This window comes from Rania fehmarnensis (genome assembly GCF_056494185.1).
The window spans coordinates 2,289,688-2,309,852 of sequence record NZ_CM151398.1 but is presented as its reverse complement, the minus strand read 5'-3'; the positions used below and the strand labels follow the sequence as shown (position 1 = coordinate 2,309,852).

The following is a 20,165-nucleotide window of genomic DNA, read 5'->3' as shown; positions in this document are numbered from 1 at the left end:
CTCACCATAACTGCTTGAGCATACGTACGCTTTGTTCGACGAGTTCTCGGCCACCTTCGGGGCCGATGACACCGTCGTCGATACGGGCACTGTAGCCACCGCCGGCCACAGCACGCTCGGTTGGCAAGTAGGCTGCGCAGTCGGAGGTCAGTTGCACCACAGATGTCTGCACGGCGGGACTGCGAGCTTTGATGCGCAGACCATAGTCGGTGAAAAGTTCAAACGGATTGCTGACCAGTGCCAAATCATCCAAGCGGACCGCGTGCAGTTCACACGGATAGGTAGGTTCACGGTCCTGCAATTCGAATCTGGCAAGCATGGTGCTTTGCACGCGCCACTGAATGTACTCTGGTGCGCTAAGAGCATCTAACTTGTCGCGCCCGCGCTCGACCTCGGCTTGGGCTTGAGCGTAGCGCTGGTCGGGCACACGCCAGACCGGCAGCGGAACGAGCTGGGTTTTGTGGCCCAGAGCCAGCGTGGACTTCTTCTGCTGGCGCGCTTGGGGCTCAACTGATTCAACAGCCGCAACAATACGGTTGGCAATTTCGACGCGATAGGCAATCTGTTTCTGATTGAGCATCCGTTCTTCAGATGGCTTGCCGACTTGGATGTGCGGCGACTGATCGCCACTGGCTCCGGTCAGGGGCACGACAAACAGATCGGCGCCATATTTCTCACGCAAGGCGGTCCGAGCGTCGTACCAAAAGTCGGCTGATAGTCGGCTCTCACCTTCAACCGACTGACTGGGACAGTAGAGGGTGAGCGCGATACCGACCACGCGGTCGTCACGATAGAAGAACAGCGCATCGAGCGAATCATCGCTGGTGCCTTCGGTGTGCGAGAAGTTCGGATCTTTCGGGTCGCCATACATACGCGTAGTGCCATCGAAGTAGACTGCCCGTCGATTGCGGGCGATCGAGGCGTGCGCGAGTGCGAAACTGAACTCACCAGGTTGTCGAGCTTCCCAGGCGCGAACGATGGCTTGGGCCAATTGTCGTTCGACTAGCTGCATATACTCCAGCGGGCGCATGACGTTGGTTTGGTCGGCCGGTATCCGGTAGGCCCAACTGCGCACGAATTCGTATGGATGCAAATCCGTCTCTGAAGTATCCACGAGCGCCGGTGCAGTATGCGTGTGCGTCGCCGAGACAATAATCTTGGCTGTATCCAGCTCGGGTGCGACTTTGGCCACCAATTGTCGCGCTCGTTCAATGGTACTGCGACGAATGGCCACCAAGTCACACGAAACCCACACAACCTGGTCGATCGACCCCTGATCGTCGGTCGACTCAATCGCCACAGCGGTCACGGTAAGTGGATCGTGAACTTCGCCGGAGATACGCGTGTGATATTGACCGCCGATAGCCACCGGCTGCCCCGGCATAATGCTTTCGGTGGCGAAGCCAAAGCGAAGAGTTCCCGATCGTGGTGTTTGCGCCAGCCCGGCCGAATTACAGGCGAGCAGGCTACAGCCTAGAAAAAAGAACACTCGCACGTCGGACCGTGAAACGCAGTTCATAGTTGTCTGTCCCCCGAAAATAATGGTGGGAATTGGGAAGAAGCGAGTATAACCTACACGTAGCCGAGTCTCTCCGAGACTCGGATCCAACCAGTCACTGTCGCGTTGCGTAGGGCAAAGATGGCGAGTCTCGGAGAGACTCGGTTTGCTCAATCGACGACTTCAAAAAGCTCGGCCGTTTTCAGAATTGCCTCCGGTCGACAGCGTGGACTCAGAGTCTGGGGAGGAACGACGAGCTCAATTTTGCGAAAAGTCGCGCCGTCGCTGTCGGTCATCACGTGAATGCGTGCAGAATGGATATCCACCACCCAATATTCGAGCACGCCCGCCTCTGCGTAGATTTCCGCTTTTTCGGTGAGATCACCTTTCAAACTACTGTCTGCCACCACGATCAGCAACAGCACGTTCTCGGCGGTCGGTTTCACCTTGCCGTACCTGCGTGGCTGTAACCACAGAATGTTGGGCTCCGGGCGATTCTCACGGCACACAAAACCGCACTGGACGCGCACGTTAGCCACGCCGCCGGCAGTCATATTTACCGACCAACGAGTAAGGTAATCGATCAAATCATCATGGATCGGTCCGGCGGGATTCATGAATCTCAACTCACCACGGATAAGTTCGATCTTTTTAGGCCCGACTACGTCGAACGCTCCGCGCTCGACCATGGCGTCAAACTCAGCTCCAGACAATTTTGCAGTTGTGCTCATCGCTTGTTGACTCGGCGAAAATTGTTCGATCAGCGATCCACATATTCTACCATGGGGTCTGGTCTACGTAGGCGAGTCTCTTCCGAGACTCGCAGGCTTTGCGATCCGCAAACGCTTATGACCGGGCTGATGGGAACGAGTCTCGGAGAGACTCGGCTACGTGGGGTCACTTCGCGCGTAGAAGACTGGGCAAACAGACGAGCCCGGAGCCAATTCCAAAGACGAACATGATTCCACTCTGCGGCTTACCGGATTGCGCCGCTATGCGAATGAACGCAATGAGCAAAATTATCGCGCCGATAAACCAGATTCCGGCTGCTATTTTTTGAATTCGGGTCTCCAAACGGATTGGCCGGAGCTTTCCTGGCCGCCAACGACTCTTAAGAACGCTCAGGACCAAAGCTGTCAGCCAACCACCAAGCCATGACCAGGTCGTTTGATGAACCGCCTGGGCTGGTCCCGATGGCAACTGACTCACGTAGTATGAAGTCGCTGCCAGCAGGATCGCAATCATTGTGATGATCACTGAGCACGCTTTGATACTCATCTGCACGAACTCAGTTCGTCGAGCCTTTGGGGATTCCCTGTTAAAACGCAAATATACGAAGTTTGCACAGAGGCCTTAGGTCCATTTTGGAATCCAGGTCGCGGAATAGCCCTCGCGAAAAAAGACCTGACCCTGTTTTTTCGAAAAAAGACCTGACCCTGTTTTTTGCGGGTCCAAGGGCACATTGTTTGCCAATTTTTAAGGCAGTTAAAGGTCCGCTTATGGGCTTAGTTAATCGATTCCCGTAGTTTAGAGCTGGAAAGAAACGAAAAAAGGCCATGTCATTTGACTGACATGGCCTTTTTGCTTTTATAAAAATCCGGCGATACCTACTTTCACGCTGGTATGCACTATCATCGGCTTGGAAAGCTTGACTTCTGTGTTCGGGATGGGAACAGGTATGACCTTTCCAATATGGTCACCGGAAAAAGACGTTACGAGATATTTCGCCCGTAACGGCTTAAAATGTTGATTGGTAGCAGGTTTGATCTTTATGCGTGACACTCATCTGCTGGCCGCAGAAGCGGCGCTAGAGAGAGTGCGAAATATCGGTGGTCAAGCTTTCGTCCGTTAGTACTGGTAAGCTGAACACCTTACGGTGCTTACACGTCCAGCCTATTAACCTGATCGTCTATCAGGGGACTCTCGAGCAAATGCTCTACGAAACCTAATCTTGGAGAGGGCTTCACGCTTAGATGCTTTCAGCGTTTATCCTTTCCGTAGTTAGCTATCCAGCCGTGCCACTAGCGTGACAACTGGTACACCAGAGCTACGTCCTTCAAAATCCTCTCGTACTAATGAAGAACCTCCTCAAGTTTCGAACGCCCACGGCAGATAGGGACCGACCTGTCTCACGACGGTCTGAACCCAGCTCACGTACCACTTTCATTGGCGAACAGCCAAACCCTTGGGAGCTTCTACACCCCCAGGATGTGATGAGCCGACATCGAGGTGCCAAACCGCATCGCCGCTGTGGACGCTCGGATGCGATAAGCCTGTTATCCCCAGAGTACCTTTTATCTGATGAGCGATGACCCTTCCATTCGGAATCACCGGATCACTAAGACCTACTTTCGTATCTGCTCGAGTTATGACTCTCGCAGTTAAGCACCCTTATACCTTTACGCTCTTCGCCTGATTGCCGACCAGGCTGAGGGTACCTTTGCACTCCTCCGTTACTCTTTAGGAGGAGACCGCCCCAGTCAAACTGCCCAACTGACACTGTTCCCTGCCCGGTTTCACGGGACAAGGTTAGAACTAAAGCATATTCAGGCTGGTATTTCAACGTTGACTCCAAGATGGCTGGCGCCACCTTTTCACAGTCTCCCAGCTATACTACACAAAACATACCTCAGCCCAATATCAGCCTACAGTGAAGGTTCATGGGGTCTTTCCGTCTAACCGCGGGTACGTGGCATCTTCACCACGACTACAATTTCACCGGGTCGGTGGTTGAGACAGTGCACCAGTCGTTACGCCTTTCATGCAGGTCGGAACTTACCCGACAAGGAACTTCGCTACCTTAGGACCCTCCAGTTTTGTTATCTCTCGATCATACTTGACCGACAGCATCAGAGTCGGAGAGACTCTGATTCTGCATGTCGCCATGCAGCTCGGACTATATCATCCCGTTCATGTCGTTCGAACATGCGGGTCCGGCGTATAGTCTCTGAGGATTCAGATCAATTTCAGAGCAGCTAGAATTTCTTCTTCGCTGTACTTTCGCTTTCCACCGTCATTCATCGCTCTTCTCAAGACTAACAACTCTTTGATTCCATCAGCATGCAGATGCTTGCCTTCCAGAACCATCGCTGTCATTAGCTTGAACGTCGCAAAGTCTCGCTTCTTCTTGGCCGACAAAAAGCCGAACCTGTCGAAGAAGGGAACAACGTTATCACGAATCGCTTCGAGGTTATTCACCTCGAACATCCACACTCCACCACCTTTATCGAAGATCGTACCGCAGTTCAAGTGTCGCTTAATCAGGGCGAGGATGACCTCGTCTTTTTGGGAGACATTGAACGTCAGCGAAACCTTCCAACCAGTGAGGAAGTCGGGACGAGGGCGAAACTTCAAGATGAAGCTGCCTTCGCCATCCACGAAGCCTGCTAAATAGTAGCCGATTGCAGGATCGATTCGTTCTACAGAAAGCATCTTGACCTGTCTTTCCTGCTGATTACCTGCACCGAGCGGATTGTCACTGCCCCGGAGCTTTGATCAACACATTGTTGTCACAGTCTCAATTGGGACGAGTACCGTCGGATACACCAGGCTTTCCAGCATTTAGCCAGATTTTACAACTACGATATTATGGGTTCATAGTTAGGGCCGCCGTTTACTGGGGCTTCGGTCGCGGGCTTCGCATCCGAAGATGCTAACTCTCTTCCTTAACCTACCAGCACCGGGCAGGCGTCAGTCTCTATACATCCTCTTACGAGTTGGCAGAGACCTGTGTTTTTGATAAACAGTCGCTGGTGCCGATTTTCTGTGGCCTACTTACGTAGGCGCCCCTTATCGCGAACTTACGGAGCCATTTTGCAGAGTTCCTTAACCACCGTTCTCCCGAGCGCCTGAGACTACTCATCTCGCCTACCTGTGTCAGTTTTAGTACGGTCACGTGTGCTTCAAAGCTTAGAAGCTTTTCTTGGACATCCTTCCAACATCATCCAGATCATAAATGCTGTTAGCTCCGGTCCTTGAACCTATTGTGGCGGATTTGCCTACCACCATTCTTAGACCGGAGCAAGGGACGTTTCTACTCGTCCCCATGCTCTTCGGATGCCGTCCCTCCATCGCTCCACACACATGGCGCAGGAATATTAACCCGCTATCCATCGTCTACGCCTTTCGGCCTCGACTAAGGCACCGGCTAACCCTGGGCGGATTTACCTTCCCCAGGAAACCTTAGGCTTTCGGCGAACAGGATTCTCACCTGTTTTATCGTTACTCATTCCGGCATAATCACCTGTACAGGCCGACACCACTCGTTACCGTATGGCTTGTATCTCCTGTACAGCGCTCTCCTACCGATCCTTACGGATCCCGTAGCTTCGGTGTAATACTTACTCCCGTTCATTATCGGCGCAGAATCTCTCGACCAGTAAGCTGTTACGCACTTTTTAAATGGTGGCTGCTTCTAAGCCAACATCCTGGCTGTCACAGAGATTCAACTTCCTTAGTGACTGAGTATTACTTTGGGACCTTAGCTGACGATCTGGGTTGTTTCCCTCTCGACCACGGAGCTTATCCCCCGTAGACTAACTCCCGAGATAGTTAATACGGTATTCGGAGTTTGGTTCAGTGAGGTACCCTGGAATGGGCCCCCATCCGATTCAGTCTCTCTACCCCCGTATCATAGTTGCTCGAGGCTAACCCTAAAGTTATTTCGGAGAGAACGAGCTATCTCTGCGTTTGATTAGACTTTCACTCCTCCCCACAGGTCATCCCCTCGGTTTTCAACCCAAGTGAGTTCGGTCCTCCACGCAGTTTAACCCGCGCTTCAACCTGCCCATGGGTAGATCACGCAGTTTCGCGTCTACCGCCCGCGACAATTGTCGCCCTATTAAGACTTGGTTTCCCTATGGCTCCGACCCGTAAGGTCTTAACCGAGCCACGAACGGTAACTCGCCGGATCATTATGCAAAAGGCACGCCGTCACACTTTCCCGAAGGCATAGTGCTCCGACAGCTTGTAAGCGCATGGTTTCAGGTTCACTGTCCTCCCCTAGCCGGGGTTCTTCTCACCTTTCGATCGCTCTACTTAGTTCACTATCGGTCGTTAGAGAGTATTTAGCCTTACGGGATGGTCCCCGTAGATTCAGTCGGAGTTTCACGTGCACCGACCTACTCAGGTATCTTTCGAGAGACAATACAACTTTCGCGTACCGGACTGTCACCGTCTATGGTCAGCCTTTCCAAGCTGTTCCACTAGTTGACTGTTTGGTAACTCTCATGTGAAAGACCCTACAACCCCGTGAGGGAAAACCCTCGCGGTTTGGGCTATTCCGCTGTCGCTCGCCGCTACTGACGGAATCGATTTTTCTTTCTTTTCCACCAGGTACTTAGATGTTTCACTTCCCTGGGTTGGCTACGCATACCTATGTATTCAGTATGCGTCTGTTCGGGTATCTCGGGATCACCATTCGTTTGTCAACTCCCCCAAGCTTTTCGCAGACTTCCACGCCCTTCAAAGCCTTCTAACGCCAAGACATCCCCCATGCGCCCTTAGTAACTTGACCACCGAAATTTCGAACTCTCCCAAAACCACACCTCCTTATACTACAGACCACTAACCAAGGCTTTCGCCCCGGACTCGCAGTCATTTGCAGCAAAACAAGTGCAATTCGGAAGCATCTCGAAACATCATATGGCGTCCAGGTTTGATCGACCTGAACTTCTTTCGCAAACCCGACTCTCGTCGGTTCTGCTTTGATATTTCATTCTCAGCGCTCGCTTTCTTGCTCTGACTATCCATCGCTTCTTTCGAAGCAAATAGCGTCAGCTCAACCAGCTATCGTGTCGCACAAGCCGAACTCCTCTCGGAGCCCTAAGCTTGCACGCTTAAGATGCCTACTACCAATCAACCAAATTTCCAAAGATCAGTGTGAATTCCCTGCAAACTTTCGTTTGCGAGGAGCTCAGTAATTTACGCTTGCGGCTTCTGGTCGTCAACTGCAAATTTTGAATCGCTTGGATTCAGCTTTGCTCGTCGCAGCGACCGGAAGTGGCTTGCGAGAGAGAGGAATCATCGAGATTTTTCCCCACGCCGCAAGGCCCGTTTTGCATTTCCGCGAAAGTTTTTTGAAAGTTGCAAAAAACCCTGGAAAACACACCAAAAATGGAGGTGGACGGACTTGAACCGACGACCCTCTGCTTGCAAAGCAGATGCTCTCCCAACTGAGCTACACCCCCGAACAACTCCAATCACCGCTGCTTGGGGCGGCGGTGACCGCTGAACCCGCTGGCGGGTTCAACCCTTACTTACCACGCATTTGTTTCACAGGCTGGAAGCCTGGTCCGCATTTGCTACACAGGCTGGAAGCCTATGCCACATCCGTTTCACAGGCTGGAAACCTATGCCACATTTGCTAGTGGGCGCGCCAGAATTCGAATCTGGGACCTCGTCGTTATCAGCGACGCGCTCTAACCAACTGAGCTACGCGCCCGAACTTTTTAAGATCGGACTGACCTAGCCTTCAGCAAGTCGCTCTTGGTTTGCGCGGTGCCAATAAGCTAGACTGCAAAATCCTAGCCAAAGGTTCGGTCCTGTCAACCGGCAAAGTTTCGCCGATCGATGGATACCAATTCAGCATCGCACTAACGCTCTGCCGAATCCCCTTGCCTTGGCTCCGGAGCGATTGTTTTCGGCTCCCCGAGAGCTCAAAATTTAAGGAAATCCAGATTCACTGGTCACGTTTTACGCGCAAGGAGCTGCCGCGGATGTTTGTTTCACAGTGTTCCCAAAATGCGAGTTTTCACAACTCGACTCTTCAAAGTCGCCTGCGCTGGACGCTCGCGCTTGCCCTGGCTTGCACCAGCCTGGCCAACTTTCCCGTGCTCGCCCAGGCTCAAAATAACGAGAAACTTGCCAAAGCTCTCGCTCAAAAGCCACTCCAAGATGACGTGCCCTTCGATACCGTCGCTGCCGACAAAATCGATCAGTGCGAACTCGAAGAAACTACCCGCGACGATGGCAAAGGCTTTCTCGTCACCGGCGAAAGCGGACAAACACTCCGCTGGTTCGTCGACACTAACAACGACAACAAACTCGATCGCTGGTGCTACTTCTCCCAAGGCGTCGAAACTTATCGCGAAATCGATTCCGATTTCGATCGCGTTGCTGACCAGTTCCGTTGGCTGGGCACCGGCGGCACGCGCTGGGGCATCGATGAAAACAAAGATGGCAAGATCGATCTTTGGCAACGCATCTCGGCCGAAGAATTAACGGCCGAAATTGTCAAAGCATCCGCCGCCCGCGATGGCGACCGCTTCGCCACACTGGTCGCTACCGAAAAGGAAATCAACGATCTCAAGTTGGGGACAAATAAAACCTCGACGCTCATCCAAAAGACCAAAGATGCCAAACTGCAGTTTGAAGCTTGGGCCGCCGGCCAAAACGTTGTTTCCAAATCCAGCCGCTGGACCCACTTCGGAGCCGAAAAACCCGGCATCGTTCCAGCCGGTACCGAGGGCGCGAAAAACGATGTCACCGTCTATGAAAACGTGGTTGCCTTGCTCGAAACCAACGACAAGCCTCAGCAGTTGCTGGTCGGTACGTTGATTCAAGTCGGCGACGCTTGGCGGGCTGTCGATCTGCCCCGCGCGGTCACCGAAGGCGCCGAACTGTCCGACGCTGGCGTGTTCTTCAACGCGTCGTTCTCCAATCGTGGTCAAGCCGCCGCCGCTGCTGCCGCTGCCAACATGCCCTCTGGCATCAACAAAGCGACCGAACGCTTGCTGACCGATCTTCAAGAAGCCGACGACAAACTGCAAAGCGCACCCAGCGATCAAAAGCCCAAGTGGCACGCAATGCGCGCCGATGTGCTCGAAAAACTCATCTCAGCTAGCGACTCCGAAGAAGATCGCACCAACTGGATTCGACAATTCGCTGACATCATCACCGCCGCCACTCAGAGCGGCGAATATCCAGCTGGTGTCGAACGTCTCTCCGATATGCGAACCAAACTGGTCACCGTCACCAACAACGAAAACGATTTGGCCTACGTATCATTCCGTAGTATCACCGCCGACTACTTCCAAAAGATTCAAGCTCCCAATGTAAATTTCCCAGAAGCTCAAAAAGCCTACCACGATATGCTCGAGCAATTCGTTAAGAAATTTCCCAAGAGCGATGACTCTGTAGAAGCCATGATTGAAATTGCTAAAGGCGCTGAGCTCGTCGGGGATAGCATCGAAGCCACACGCTGGTACACCCGTGCTTCGCAAGACTTCCCCACCGTCATCTCTGGCAAAAAAGCTCTAGGGGCTCTGAACCGCCTCGATCTCAAGGGCAAAAAGTTCGGCTTGGTCGGCAAAACGATCAACGGTAAGGAATTCAGCTCGAAAGAATACACGGGCAGCCCAGTCGTCTATCACTACTGGGCCAGCTGGTGTGAACCCTGCAAACAAGAAATGCGAGCTCTTAAAGAATTACGCAGTCAATTTGCCAAAGAGAAATTGAAAATCGTGGGCATAAATGTTGATACTGACGTCAACCTGGCCAAAGAATTCCTTAAGCAAAATGATTATAGCTGGGAACACATCTATGAAGCCGGTGGCCTCGATGGCAGCCTGGCCGTCCAGCTCGGCGTCTTCAACTTGCCCGTCAATGTAGTCGTCGATAGCAAAGGCATTGTGTCCAAGAGCGGTATCCACTTTAGCGAACTGCCTGCCGCGATCGACGAGATCACCAAGAAGTAGGCCCTACATACTTCGCTCATAAAATGTAAAACGCAGAGGCGCAGAGAATCGTAGAGGTTATCCTCTAACGAACTCTGCGTCTCTGCGTTTCAATTCCTAGTCCAACCAATCCAGCGGTATACCCGAAAGACCAACTACACCATGAACCTGCATGGCGTTTTGCCGGTGTTCCAGACGCCCTATCACGATGATGAATCGATCGATTGGGAAACGCTCGAGAAAGAGATTCATTGGCTCATCCAATGCGGAGCCGATGGCGTGGTGATGGCCATGGTCTCCGAACTCTTGCGTCTAAGTCAAACCGAACGCCGCCAAATGGCCGAGCACATCGTGCAGTGGACAGGTGCATCCAAGGCGACAATCATCAGCGTCGGCGCCGAGAGTTCACGCGTGGCCCAAGAGTTTGCTGCTCATGCCGATTCCATCGGTGCCAGCGGCGTGATGGCCATTCCTCCTGTTTCCATCGCCGTCGATGAAGCAGCACTAGAAGAGTACTACACGCGCATCGTCCAAGCCTGCTCGATTCCAGTTATCGTTCAAGACGCCAGCGGCTATGTCGGCCGGCCCATGTCACTTAGTCTGCAAGCCAAATTGCTCAGTGAGTTTGGACCACAGCGCGTCCTCTTTAAACCCGAAGCAGTGCCGATCGGGCAACGCTTGAGCCAAATGCGAACTTACACCGAAGGTCGCGCTCTGGTATTCGAAGGTACCGGCGGAATCGCGCTGTTGGATAGTTTCCGACGCGGGATCGTAGGCACGATGCCGGGCGCCGATTGCATCCGGGTGATCGTGGCACTATGGCAAGCCTTGAAGGTAGGTGACGAGCGGCGCGCCTACGCGATCTCGTTGCCGCTATCGTCCTTGATCGCCATTCAAAACAGCCTTGACGCATTTCTGGCTGTCGAGAAACATCTGTTGGTGCGACAAGGAATCTTCAAGAACCAGATCATTCGCGGACCAGTCGGTTATCGACTTGATCCAGAAACTCGCGAAGAAGTCGATCGCTTGTTCGATCTCTGCCTGGAAGCGATTTGAAAATGGAACGGTGAGTTCTCAGATCTTCTTTCTGGGGTCAATCGCCAACCAGCACATGCCGCCTACCGCGTAGAGCGCCGCAAACAACAGCAGGACTAAATTCCAGTTGGATGTCCACTGAAACAACATGGCCACCAAAATCGGGCACAGAGCTGCGGCTATGTTGCCAGCCATGTTCATAACCCCAAACACTTGCGGCACATGTTTGCCTCCGACATCAATGGTGGCCGAAAACGCACAAGGTCCAGCAAATGCCGCGCATACCGAACCTGCCGCCATCAGCAAGACGCCCAGCATGACATGCTCCACAAACCAGGATGCCAAGATTAACAAGCCACAAGCCCACAGCGATGCACCACCTACTAAACTGCGACTGAGCCTTAAATTTCCACTGCGGCGGAAGATCCAATCGGTCAGCACGCCACCACACAAACTGCCTAGCAACGTGCCCATAAACACAAACGCTTGCAAGTAGCCCGACTGGTTGATCGAAACGCCACGCGTCTGCTGCATGAAGGTCGGAAACCAACTGGCAAAGAACATGTAGCCAGCGGCTCGCGCCATCTGTTGCCCGCACAAACACCACAGGGTCACACTGCTGGCCAGCGCCCACCAAGGCGTAGGCTCGATTACCAGCTTGCTGCCTTCGGCTGGCTTTACGTCGTCCGTTGGATCCGCCCCCAACGTAATGACTTGTAATTCAGCCTGGCTGACTCGCGGATCCTGCCCAGGCGTATTACGAAAACTGAGCCAGAACCACACGGCCCACAACAGTCCCGGGATGGAATACAGCAAGAACAGTCCGCGCCAACCGATAGGCCCTAGCAGCGGTCCCGTGATGTAGCTGCTGAGAATCGCACCGAGTTGCATACCCGAGGCCATTATCGCGCACGAAGTTGAGCGTCGCGCAATGGGCATCCACTTGGCTACCGAATTGCACGCAGCGGGGAACACGCCGGCCTGAGCGCTGCCCATTATCAACTGGGCCACAATTAGTAGACCTAACTCCGGGGCTGCGCCGATCAGTATCGAAGCCAACGACCAACCAATTGCAAACAGACTAAGCGTCAAACGCGTCCCGAATTGCTGCGCCAGCCAACCACTGGGCACTTGCAACAGTGCATAACTCCAATAAAACGCCGCCATGAACATGGCGGACTGCGTGAGCGTCAAGTTCAGTTCGGCGCGAATCGTGCTCTCAGCCACACTGACCGCGTTGCGCACCAAGTAGCTGAGGGCCGCAGCCAAGGTTAATAGTGTCAGCACATAGTGCCTGACATGCGACGAATCGCTGGTCGCCGTAGGCAAATCTGTCGGTGGTGAGTAGGGACTGCTAATGACTGACCTCGATAGTTTGTCCACAGTGTAGCGACTTTCGCTACAGCTTGAACGAATTTGCGTCTCGCCATCTCGTTTAACCCGTGGCCGCCAGGCTAGGTGAACCTGCTAACCAATCTCTACACAATCCATTGAAGCAGAGTCTGGTTAGAGGGTGCGCCTCGCCTTCGGCTACGGGATAAACGAATTTACAGGCTAGGTGAACCTGCTAATCCAAGCCTGCTTAATTCATTGAAGCAATGTTGGTTAGAGGGTGCGCCTCGCCTTCGGCTACGGGTTAAACGAATTTACAGGCTAGGTGAACCTGCTAATCCAAGCCTGCTTAATTCATTGAAGCAGAGTCTGGTTAGAGGGTGCGCCTCGCCTTCGGCTACGGGTTAAACGAATTTACAGGCTAGGTGAACCTGCTAATCCAAGCCTGCTTAATTCATTGAAGCAGAGTCTGGTTAGAGGGTGCGCCTCGCCTTCGGCTACGGGTTAAACGAATTTACAGGCTAGGTGAACCTGCTAACCCAAGCCTGCTTAATTCATTGAAGCAGAGTCTGGTTAGAGGGTGCGCCTCGCCTTCGGCTACGGGTTAAACGAATTTACAGGCTAGGTGAACCTGCTAACCCAAGCCTGCTTAATTCATTGAAGCAGAGTCTGGTTAGAGGGTGCGCCTCGCCTTCGGCTACGGGTTAAACGAATTTACAGGCTAGGTGAACCTGCTAACCCAAGCCTGCTTAATTCATTGAAGCAGAGTCTGGTTAGAGGGTGCGCCTCGCCTTCGGCTACGGGTTAAACGAATTTACAGGCTAGGTGAACCTGCTAACCCAAGCCTGCTTAATTCATTGAAGCAGAGTCTGGTTAGAGGGTGCGCCTCGCCTTCGGCTACGGGTTAAACGATTGCATGGCGGCTACGGGTTTGACGATTTAAACAACTTCTCTAATGCCTGGCTGCTGGCTTCCAGGTAGAGTTCGAAGGAGCCACGATCAAAAGGTGTTTGCCAGACTTGATAGATGTCTAAGTCATATAATTGGCGTGGGGGCAAGTAGCCCATCGAACCATTGATCAGGTTCAGGCACACTAACGCACGCGTCGCGAATCGACGGCGCAGCTCAGTCTGATAGATGGAGTAGGCTTCGCAGCAACTGCCGACTATGGCCGCTTCGCCCACTCGCCAGGCGACAATTGGTAATTTGTAGGAAGTGCCATCTCCCAGGGCTCGACGAATATCGCGTTTGCGGCGCAAGCGTTCCTCCAGCGCTCGATCGCTGGTGGCCGCGCGTTCCGCTTCGAGTTCGGCGGCTGTGGGCCAGTTCTTCAATGGTAGCTCGACGGTCGTCGATTCAATGCTCAACGTCTGATCGATCGACGAACGCTCAGCCTGGCTCCACACTGCCAGCGGTGCGCCTGACTCCACGGTTCGATCATACTTCAGTTGGCATCCAGGCGGTTCCATGTCTTCCAGGGTGGCTAACGCAGCGTAGGCTAGTTGCCGACCATGTCGATCGGCAACCGCGGTATCACCTGTGTATTGATGACGTGGCGCAAGTTCACCGGAAGCACCTTGCAGAAACAAAGCCGGCACGCCGGTGATGTCTTGCATTGTCTGTCGCATAGCACCCAAGAAGTCAGGAGAGATTGATTGGTTGTCCCAGGCAAGCGTCGTGGGGTGGCAAGCATAATTGACCAGCGTACCGCGCAAACGGCCTTCGAGGTCACTGACGCGTCCCACAACCAACGTGTCATCGCCAATACCCGTCGGGTTGTAACCACATAAGATGCGAGCTCGACTGGCATCCGGATCAGGAAAGTCTCGATAGGCAGCCAAATGACAACGCCCCGTGTGCCACTCGAGCAAAGACTCGGCGGCTGTGGCCAAGGCCGATTCAATGGCATAGCTGGCCCCTGAGATAATGCGGTCCATCCAGGCTGAAATGAATTCGCTGCCTGGTAAGGTTGCATCCGTTTCCATCAAAGGTGGACCAGCGTGCGTGTGCGACAGAGCGAACCCAAACTTGCTGGCATCAAGCTGGTGGCGCATGAGCAGTTCATGCTGAACTCGCTCGAAGGCTTGCGGAGTCTTCCACCAACCCAGGTCCGCATCGATTAGTACGATGGGCGCATCCAGGCTATCGATACTGGAGATCGTAAGCGCCGTTAGCGTTAACGGACGATGAATCGAACTGGCGACATCGTGCAAGGCCGCGCCCCAGTTGCGCGCATAAATTCCAATCGGTGGCGTGATGTCGACGCGTGAAATACCAATGCGTGCTCGGAGAGTTGAATGCTGAAGAGTTGGTGTGGCCATAAGTTTTCGGTGGGAGTGGGAGTGGTGGTGGGAGGACCTCGTTTAACCCGTAGCCGCCAGGCGAGGCGCACCCAGTGTACGCGGCCGGACCAGCGCACTGACCAGCGCACTGACCAGCGCACTGACCAGCGCACTGCCCCGGGCGATGAGTTAGGTGAACACGAGCAGTGATTAGAGGGTTCACCTCGCCTAGCGGCTACGGGTTAAACGATGAATCCGTGCGCTGCGGGGCGCTTACCAGTCACCTACGGCGCCGTCGGCGTAGAAGACTCGTTGGAGGACTTCTTGTTCAAACGGATGTTTCTTGACTTCAGCTTCGTTGATTTCGATGCCCAGTCCTGGTTTGGTGTTGGGTCGCACGATGCGGCCGATAGGTTCGACGGTAAATCCTTCTTGAACCACGTCGCTGCGCCACGGTACATCGGCGTGCACGGATTCGCAGATAATATAGCTGGGCTGCGAGAATCCGAACTCGAGCGAAGCGGCTGTACTGACAGGACCTTGCGGGTTATGAGGTGCAAGTGCGATGCGATGCGCCTCGGCCAGAGCAGCGATACGTCGAGCTTCTGTGAAACCGCCGCAATGTGTTAAGTCCATCTGACAAATTTCGCAGCCGCGGGCCGCGAAGAGATCGCGAAACTGTGCCAGGTGCGTCATGCGTTCGCCGGTGGCAATCGGGGTGGTAACCGCGGCGTTAATCGCAGCCAGCCCTTCAACGTTCTCAGGCCAACATGGTTCCTCGAAGAAATACAAGCCGTACGGATCCAGCGCCTTGGCAAATCGCATACCCATCGCAGGAGATGGCCGAGCGTGACAATCGACCATGATATCGATGCGGTCGCCCACAGCGTCGCGCATCGCAGCCACACAAGCTTCAGCAGCTTGAACCGGTTTCAGTCCTTCGATGGGCATCGTCGGTGGCACGGCCATCGATTTGAAGGCAGTGAAGCCATGTTCGACAGCCTGGCGAGCCAAGTCGGCAAACTGCTTGGCATTGTCCACCGGCGTTTCATAGAAGCTCTCCAGATTACCACCGCCCAGATGACAATACAGCCGAACGTAATCGCGAACCGGTCCGCCCCACAGTTTGTGACAAGGAACCCCTAAGCTTTTACCTACGATATCCCACAAAGCAATATCGATTCCTGAGATGGCCGTGGAACGCACGATGTCGCCACCATGCCAGAAGTGTTGTCGCCACATCATCTGCCACAAATGTTCAGGCCTGGTCGGATCTTCGCCCAGGATCAATTGCGAAATATCTTCGATCGCGCCCACAACGCTGCGCGTGTGCCACTCCAAAGTGGCTTCGCCCCAGCCAAACAGTCCAGGCGTGTCGGTAATAACTTTGACAAAGATCCAATTGCGCATGCGCGCATGACAAACAAACGTTTCGATTCTTTCGATGCGCATCGTAGAGCGGTTCGCTAAAGGAATTGTGTAAATCAGTGAAGCACTAATTTACACCAGTTTGAACCTTGGAGTGCTGCGGCGCAGCCGTAGCTTTGATGTCCTAACCCCACCATACCGCAGCCTGCAAACCAGGTGACTCCAGACTTTCAGAGCGTCTCAGGCTGCGGTTGGAGACTTCGCTTACATCAAAGCGGTGCCTGATGGCACCGCACTCCAAAGGCGCAGGCAGAGCCTGCGGGGCAGGGCGTTCCCAGGCAGAGCCTGGGAACGAGGGGCTACTCCGTTTTCTTATCTGCCGCTTTATTAGCGTCTTCGGTTTGCGGAGGCCGCGAGATCATGTGCGGCGGCGGGATTGGAGCAGATGAAGGCTCGTGAGTTTCGTAAGCGTCATCGTAACGCGATACGTAGCCTGGTTGCTTGGCCCGCTCTAGTTCCAATGAGTACTCTTCGACGACGCGAGTTTGAATCAAGTCGCGGCAGGCTTGATTGATGGGGTGAGCCACATCGGCGTAGAGTTTGTTGGGCATGTCGTCGTCGCGGGCTTCGCGCGACTCGCGCAGTCGTGCACCACACTGGTTGCAGTAGTTGCTGCGCAAGTGATTCTTGTTGCCACAGCGATTGCAGCGGAAGGTCAGCTTGCGACTGGGCATGGCTACGAAGGGCCCTTGGCTGCCTTCGATAATCTTCAGATCCCGCACGACAAAGCAATTGTCGAACGTGATTGAGCAGAAGGCGCGTAGTCGGTCCTCCGACTCCTCCATCAGCTTTACTCGAACCTCGGTAATCTCCACCGTCTCTGCTCCCTTATGCATTTAACGTGGATCCACTCGGCTCTGCGCGTTAGGTAACTGTCCGTCGCGAGATGAATTTGGTCATCAAGTTATGCGATCAAGTTGTTGCTCAATAGGTGCTGCATACCAGGCTGGCGCGACGTAAGCTCTGGGCAGTCCAAGTTCGATCAATTTGTTGGCGATGATGTGCCCTTGCTGCGGGCTTTCCACTATTGCAAAGCAGGCTGAGCCACTGCCAGTCATTATCGCCCGAGATTTGCCTAGACTAGCCAAAGCTTCCAACTGTCGATCAATCCACGAGGTCAATCGACTGGCGGGGGCTTGAAGTGCGTTGACAAGTTGCGTTTCAAAACAAGCCATCGCTGCTTGCATGCTGGTATGGCATCGGGCGTCTTTGCAAAGTGTGAGCATCTGATTACACGAGCGAACTGGCTGTCCAGGTTGCCACTGTTTGTAGACTTCAGCCGTTGAAGAACCTATTGGCGGATGTGAAATCACAAAACACAGTGGGGGCTGGCCCGACAAAATCTCGACAACTTCTCCTCGGCCAGTTGCTCTTGCTAATCCGATGCCGTTTTGTTGATCTCCTAAAAAAAGAGGAATGTCACTCCCTAAACGACTCGCAATCTCCACAGCTTGGCTCCGATCCCAGCGATTGGTCAGAATCAAGCCAGCCACAATTGCAGCAGCAGCGTCAGAGCTACCACCACCCATCCCTGCGGCCGAGGGAATCCGTTTCTCAACTGTAACCGACCAACCCTGATCCTGGCCGACTACGGAGTTTACACAATCTAACGCCCGGGCGATGAGATTGCTGTGATCGGCTGGTATTTGCCACGCCGGATCCTCTGGCCCGGCCGCTGGCACTCGCAACGACAATTCGATGCCCCGACGATCCGTCTTGTGGACAGTTAGCTCATCGACCAACGAAACGGGACACATGACAGTATCAATTTCATGATATCCATCCGCCCGCTTGCCGAGCACTTCCAGGAAGAGATTCACTTTTGCTGGCGTGCGTATCTTCAAGCCGCCGTCGTTCCGCTCTATTAACATATCACCAGCATTGTGGTGGTTAGGATCGCCCCCAGTCAAGAGCCAGTAAAAAGGGGTCAGGTCTCTTTTTCGCTCGCCCTCACCATCTAACCTACGCGCTCGCGCGCGGGATGCCCCACTAAAAATGGACCTGACCCCTTTATTACTTGCTCTACAACCGATTTGGCGATTCACGTACAATGTGGCTTAGGAGAGTTTGCCCAAACTACCAAAAACTACAAACAAGAGAGACGCAGTTTCACGATGTCGGAAGACAAAACCCTTACGGCGGCCGAACTGGCAAAGATCAACGGCAATTACTTGCGAGGCACCATCGCCGCCGACCTGGCATCCGATAGCGATCAGTTTGATAAAGAAAACCAACTTCTGCTGAAGTTTCACGGCACTTATCAGCAAGATGATCGCGATAGCCGCACCGACGGCAAAGTCTATTCGCTGATGACGCGTACGCGCATCCCGGGCGGCAAGCTGACGGCGGCCCAGTTGATCGAACATCTCGATATGTGCGATGAAATCGGCAATGCCACGCTCAAGTGCACCACGCGGCAAGCTCTGCAGTTGCATGTGATTCCCAAGAATCGCATCAAAGAAGTCATGCAGCGCATCGCCAAAGTCAACCTGTCGACCATCGCTGCCTGCGGTGACGTCAATCGTAACGTGATGTGCTGCCCTGCGCCTTACAAGGATGCAGTGCACACCGCCATGCAAAAACTGGCCGACGACCTGGCCGTACACTTGGAACCGAACACCAAGGCCTACTACGAAATTTGGCTGAAAGACGATTCCAACGGCGAAGAAACGCTGGCCCACTCCTCACAAGAAGAACAAGAACCAATTTACGGCAAGACTTACTTGCCGCGCAAGTTCAAAGCGGCCATTGCGCTGCCCGAAGATAATTGCGTCGATGTCTATACCAATGATCTCGGCTTCATCGCTGTAGTGCGGGATGGCCAGGTCATCGGATACAACGTCACCGTTGGCGGCGGATTAGGCATGACTCCCAGCGCCAAGAAGACTTTTCCCGCGCTGGCCAAACGACTCGGTTTCGTCCAGCCTGAACAAGCCTGTGCAGTGGCTGAAGCCATCGTCAAAGTGCAGCGCGACAACGGCAATCGCTCGGACCGCAAAGTTGCCCGCATGAAGTACCTGATTGCCGACAAGGGCATGGAGTGGTTCAAGGCGGAAGTCGAAAAGTACTTTGGCCAGCCGATTCCAGATTGTACGGACGACGACGTACATGGCGTCGATGACCACATGGGCTGGTTCGAGCAGGGCGACGGCAAGTGGTTCTACGGCTGGAACGTCGAGAACGGTCGCTTGTACGATAGCGAAGATCGCCGATGGAAGTCGGCTATCCGCGAGATCTGTGCTACGCTCAATCCAGGCATCCGACTTACCGCTCATCAGAGCATCTTGTTCACCGATATCAATGCTGAAGATCGGCAAACGTTGGAAGCGATCATCACCAAGAACAAGTTGCCACTGTCAAATGAGATCTCCGAAGTGCGCCGCTGGTCGATGGCTTGTGTGGCGCTGCCTACATGCGGCCTGGCTGTGACCGAAAGCGAACGGGTCATGCCTAGCTTGATGGACGAGATGGAAAAAGAGCTGGCGCGCTTGGGGTTGGCTAAAGAACAGTTCACCGTGCGTATGACTGGTTGTCCCAATGGCTGTGCTCGACCATACAACGCCGAGATCGGCTTGGTCGGCAAGACCAAGGGCAAGTACACCCTCTACGTCGGAGGTAAACTGCTCGGAACACGTTTGGCCTTCATTCACAAAGACCTAGTCACCTTCGAAGACATCGTACCGACATTAGTCCCACTGTTCACCGCGTTCAAATCGATGCGCAGCGGGAGCGAATCGTTCGGTGACTTCTGTGCACGCATGGGCAACGAGAAGTTGCTCGAAATCAGCGAACAGTTCAAATCGCTGTCTGCGTAGTCTGGCACGTAGCTGCGTCTCTCCGAGACGCAGATTAGCTGTCGCATGAGTCTTGCGATTTTGTAGGCATTCGAGTCTCGGAGAGACTCGGCTACGTGGT

11 protein-coding genes, 2 tRNA genes and 2 rRNA genes are annotated in these 20,165 nt (G+C 53.8%); 3 read left to right on the top strand and 12 right to left on the bottom strand.

Features of this window, described 5'->3' with window-relative positions; genetic code table 11:
- Position 1: 1 nt before the first annotated feature.
- The 7 genes from SH573x_RS07585 to SH573x_RS07555 all read right to left on the bottom strand — a co-directional run bounded on the left by SH573x_RS07585 (position 2) and on the right by SH573x_RS07555 (position 7,940).
- Entirely contained in the window at positions 2 to 1,519 is a 1,518-nt protein-coding gene (locus tag SH573x_RS07585) for a hypothetical protein (RefSeq protein WP_479353844.1), read from the bottom strand.
- Between the two features lie 149 nt (positions 1,520 to 1,668).
- Complete coding sequence (locus SH573x_RS07580; protein ID WP_479353842.1) at positions 1,669 to 2,187, bottom strand: Uma2 family endonuclease; 519 nt, start codon at positions 2,185 to 2,187, stop codon at positions 1,669 to 1,671.
- Positions 2,188 to 2,609: 422 nt separating this feature from the next.
- Positions 2,610 to 2,762, bottom strand: a complete 153-nt coding sequence (locus SH573x_RS07575) for a hypothetical protein (protein ID WP_479353841.1) — start codon at positions 2,760 to 2,762, stop codon at positions 2,610 to 2,612.
- Positions 2,763 to 3,093: 331 nt separating this feature from the next.
- Positions 3,094 to 3,202, bottom strand: a 5S ribosomal RNA gene (gene rrf / locus SH573x_RS07570).
- Between the two features lie 125 nt (positions 3,203 to 3,327).
- Positions 3,328 to 7,013 (bottom strand): 23S ribosomal RNA (locus SH573x_RS07565).
- A 600-nt stretch (positions 7,014 to 7,613) separates the two neighbouring features.
- Positions 7,614 to 7,686: transfer RNA gene (locus SH573x_RS07560), tRNA-Ala, on the bottom strand.
- A 180-nt stretch (positions 7,687 to 7,866) separates the two neighbouring features.
- A tRNA-Ile gene (locus SH573x_RS07555) sits at positions 7,867 to 7,940 on the bottom strand.
- 274 nt (positions 7,941 to 8,214) lie between these two features.
- On the opposite strand from SH573x_RS07555, the gene SH573x_RS07550 reads away from it, so the two are divergent.
- Together SH573x_RS07550 and SH573x_RS07545 are read left to right on the top strand one after the other, a co-directional pair.
- Positions 8,215 to 10,194, top strand: a complete 1,980-nt coding sequence (locus SH573x_RS07550; RefSeq protein ID WP_479353839.1) for a redoxin domain-containing protein — start codon at positions 8,215 to 8,217, stop codon at positions 10,192 to 10,194.
- A gap of 141 nt (positions 10,195 to 10,335) precedes the next feature.
- Positions 10,336 to 11,229, top strand: a complete 894-nt coding sequence (locus SH573x_RS07545) for a dihydrodipicolinate synthase family protein (RefSeq protein WP_479353837.1) — start codon at positions 10,336 to 10,338, stop codon at positions 11,227 to 11,229.
- A gap of 18 nt (positions 11,230 to 11,247) precedes the next feature.
- Here the strand turns inward: SH573x_RS07545 and SH573x_RS07540 are convergent, their stop codons facing one another.
- From SH573x_RS07540 to ispE, 5 genes are all read right to left on the bottom strand, one after another.
- Entirely contained in the window at positions 11,248 to 12,591 is a 1,344-nt protein-coding gene (locus SH573x_RS07540; RefSeq protein WP_479353835.1) for an MFS transporter, read from the bottom strand.
- Positions 12,592 to 13,463: 872 nt separating this feature from the next.
- Positions 13,464 to 14,861 carry an alkaline ceramidase gene (locus tag SH573x_RS07535; protein WP_479353833.1) on the bottom strand — a complete coding sequence of 466 codons (1,398 nt, stop codon included), beginning with the start codon at positions 14,859 to 14,861 and terminating at the stop codon, positions 13,464 to 13,466.
- A gap of 234 nt (positions 14,862 to 15,095) precedes the next feature.
- Complete coding sequence (gene dgoD / locus SH573x_RS07530) at positions 15,096 to 16,274, bottom strand: galactonate dehydratase (protein ID WP_479353831.1); 1,179 nt, start codon at positions 16,272 to 16,274, stop codon at positions 15,096 to 15,098.
- A gap of 275 nt (positions 16,275 to 16,549) precedes the next feature.
- Positions 16,550 to 17,086 (bottom strand): septation protein SpoVG family protein, encoded by a 537-nt coding sequence (locus SH573x_RS07525; protein ID WP_479353830.1) that lies wholly within the window; start codon positions 17,084 to 17,086, stop codon positions 16,550 to 16,552.
- A gap of 63 nt (positions 17,087 to 17,149) precedes the next feature.
- Positions 17,150 to 18,121 carry a 4-(cytidine 5'-diphospho)-2-C-methyl-D-erythritol kinase gene (gene ispE / locus SH573x_RS07520; protein ID WP_479353828.1) on the bottom strand — a complete coding sequence of 324 codons (972 nt, stop codon included), beginning with the start codon at positions 18,119 to 18,121 and terminating at the stop codon, positions 17,150 to 17,152.
- Between the two features lie 243 nt (positions 18,122 to 18,364).
- Here ispE and SH573x_RS07515 point away from each other — a divergent pair, with 243 nt between their 5' ends.
- Entirely contained in the window at positions 18,365 to 20,065 is a 1,701-nt protein-coding gene (locus SH573x_RS07515; protein WP_479353826.1) for an NADPH-dependent assimilatory sulfite reductase hemoprotein subunit, read from the top strand.
- Positions 20,066 to 20,165: the final 100 nt, after the last annotated feature.